Genomic DNA, 3,195 nt, shown 5'->3' on the forward strand with positions numbered 1-3,195 from the left:
GTGGGTAGGCGAGTGCGGAGATGAGGGGATGTCTGATTGTTCTTTGAGAACTGCACAGTGGATGCGAGCATCTTTGTAGCAAGTTAGTAAGGGCATACGGTGGATGTCTTGGCACCAGGAGCCGATGAAGGACGTAGGAGACTGCGAAAAGTCTAGGGGAGCTGTCAACCGAGCTGAGATCCTAGAATTTCCGAATGGGGAAACCCGGCCCCAGTCATGTGGGGTCACCCATACCTGAACACATAGGGTATGTGGAGGGAACGCGGGGAAGTGAAACATCTCAGTACCCGCAGGAAGAGAAAACAACCGTGATTCCGTGAGTAGTGGCGAGCGAAAGCGGATGAGGCTAAACCGCGTCTGTGTGATACCCGGCAGGGGTTGCATTCGCGGGGTCGTGGGACCTCTTGGTCAGTTCTGCCGGACTGGCAACGAGTCAGAAAATACTGTGGTTAGAGGAATACGTCTGGAAAGCGTGAGCGTAGAGGGTGAAACTCCCGTACTCGAAAACTCGGTATCTCGTTAGAGTGTTCCCAAGTAGCAGCGTACTCGTGGAATTCGCTGTGAATCTGGCGGGACCACCCGCTAAGCCTAAATACTCCCTGGTGACCGATAGCGGACTAGTACCGTGAGGGAAAGATGAAAAGTACCCCGGGAGGGGAGTGAAATAGTACCTGAAACCGTGTGCCTACAATCCGTCGGAGCCTTTAGGGGTGACGGCGTGCCTTTTGAAGAATGAGCCTGCGAGTTAGTGCTACGTGGCGAGGTTAACCCGTGTGGGGTAGCCGTAGCGAAAGCGAGTCTGAATAGGGCGTTTAGTCGCGTGGTCTAGACCCGAAGCGGTGTGATCTAGCCATGGCCAGGGTGAAGCGCGGGTAAGACCGCGTGGAGGCCCGAACCCACCAGGGTTGAAAACCTGGGGGATGAGCTGTGGTTAGGGGTGAAAGGCCAATCAAACACCGTGATAGCTGGTTCTCCCCGAAATGCATTTAGGTGCAGCGTCGCATGTTTCACCGCGGGGGTAGAGCACTGGATGGCCTAGGGGGCCCACAAGCTTACCGAAGTCAACCAAACTCCGAATACCGTGGTGTGAGAGTGCGGCAGTGAGACTGCGGGGGATAAGCTTCGTAGTCGAGAGGGAAACAGCCCAGAACGCCAGCTAAGGCCCCTAAGTGTGTGCTAAGTGGGAAAGGATGTGGGGTCGCACAGACAGCCAGGAGGTTGGCTTAGAAGCAGCCACCCTTTAAAGAGTGCGTAATAGCTCACTGGTCAAGTGGTCCTGCGCCGACAATGTAGCGGGGCTTAAGCACACCGCCGAAGCTGTGTCATTCAGACCTAGCGTCTGGATGGGTAGGGGAGCGTCGTGTAGCGGTTGAAGCGGCGGAGGAATCCAGCCGTGGACGCTATGCGAGTGAGAATGCAGGCATGAGTAGCGAAAGACGAGTGAGAAACTCGTCCGCCGGATGACCAAGGGTTCCTGGGCCAGGCTAATCCGCCCAGGGTAAGTCGGGACCTAAGGCGAGGCCGACAGGCGTAGTCGATGGACAACGGGTTGATATTCCCGTACCCGTGTGAACGCGCCCATGACGAACCTTGTGATACTAACCGCCCGAAGCTCAGGCGCCGGTCTTCGGACCACTGCTTGAGTGGAGCGCGGGAACTGAACTTGTAGTAGTCAAGCGATGGGGTGACGCAGGAGGGTAGCTCCGCCAGTGAGTGGTAGTACTGGTGCAAGCGTGTAGGGAGTCTGGTAGGCAAATCCGCCAGGCATATATCCTGAGACGTGATGCGTAGCCGATTGAGGCGAAGCAGAGTGATCCCATGCTGCCGAGAAAAGCCTCTAGCGAGTGTTCATGCGGCCCGTACCCCAAACCGACACAGGTGGTCAGGTAGAGAATACCGAGGCGATCGGGCGAACTGTGGTTAAGGAACTCGGCAAAATGCCCCCGTAACTTCGGGAGAAGGGGGGCCGTAGCGCTTGAAGCCTCTTGCGGGCTAGGGCGAGACGGCCGCAGAGACCAGCGAGAAGCGACTGTTTACTAAAAACACAGGTCCATGCGAAGTCGCAAGACGATGTATATGGACTGACGCCTGCCCGGTGCTGGAACGTTAAGGGGACCGGTTAGTCCTTCGGGGCGAAGCTGAGAACTTAAGCGCCAGTAAACGGCGGTGGTAACTATAACCATCCTAAGGTAGCGAAATTCCTTGTCGGGTAAGTTCCGACCTGCACGAATGGCGTAACGACTTCTCGACTGTCTCAACCGCAGGCCCGGCGAAATTGCATTACGAGTAAAGATGCTCGTTACGCGCGGCAGGACGGAAAGACCCCGGGACCTTTACTATAGCTTGGTATTGGTGTTCGATTCGGCTTGTGTAGGATAGGTGGGAGACTGTGAAGCTGGCACGCCAGTGCTGGTGGAGTCGTCGTTGAAATACCACTCTGGTCGTATTGGATGTCTAACCTCGGTCCGTGATCCGGATCAGGGACAGTGCCTGGTGGGTAGTTTAACTGGGGCGGTTGCCTCCCAAAGAGTAACGGAGGCGCTCAAAGGTTCCCTCAGCCTGGTTGGCAATCAGGTGTTGAGTGCAAGTGCACAAGGGAGCTTGACTGTGAGACTGACGGGTCGAGCAGGGACGAAAGTCGGAACTAGTGATCCGGCCATGGCTTGTGGAAGCGTGGTCGCTCAACGGATAAAAGGTACCCCGGGGATAACAGGCTGATCTTGCCCAAGAGTCCATATCGACGGCATGGTTTGGCACCTCGATGTCGGCTCGTCGCATCCTGGGGCTGGAGTAGGTCCCAAGGGTTGGGCTGTTCGCCCATTAAAGCGGTACGCGAGCTGGGTTTAGAACGTCGTGAGACAGTTCGGTCCCTATCCGCCGCGCGCGTAGGATACTTGAGGAAGGCTGTCCCTAGTACGAGAGGACCGGGACGGACGGACCGCTGGTGTGCCAGTTGTTCTGCCAAGAGCATTGCTGGTTGGCTACGTTCGGAAGGGATAACCGCTGAAGGCATCTAAGCGGGAAGCTCGTTCCAAGATGAGGTATCCCACTCTTCGTGAGTTAAGGCCCCCAGCTAGACCACTGGGTTGATAGGCCAGAGGTGGAAGACCGGTAACGGTTGGAGCTGACTGGTACTAATAGGCCGAGGACTTGTTACAAAGACGCTACGCATCCACTGTGCGGTTCTGGAAGAAC

Annotated in this window: 1 rRNA gene; it reads left to right on the forward strand. The window is 56.4% G+C overall.

Annotated features, from left to right (window positions below):
• Positions 1–76 precede the first annotated feature (76 nt).
• Positions 77–3,158, forward strand: a 23S ribosomal RNA gene (locus ABFX45_RS45785).
• Positions 3,159–3,195 lie beyond the last annotated feature (37 nt).

The sequence above is a fragment of the Lentzea roselyniae genome (assembly GCF_039537795.1).
Lineage (GTDB): Bacteria > Actinomycetota > Actinomycetes > Mycobacteriales > Pseudonocardiaceae > Lentzea > Lentzea atacamensis.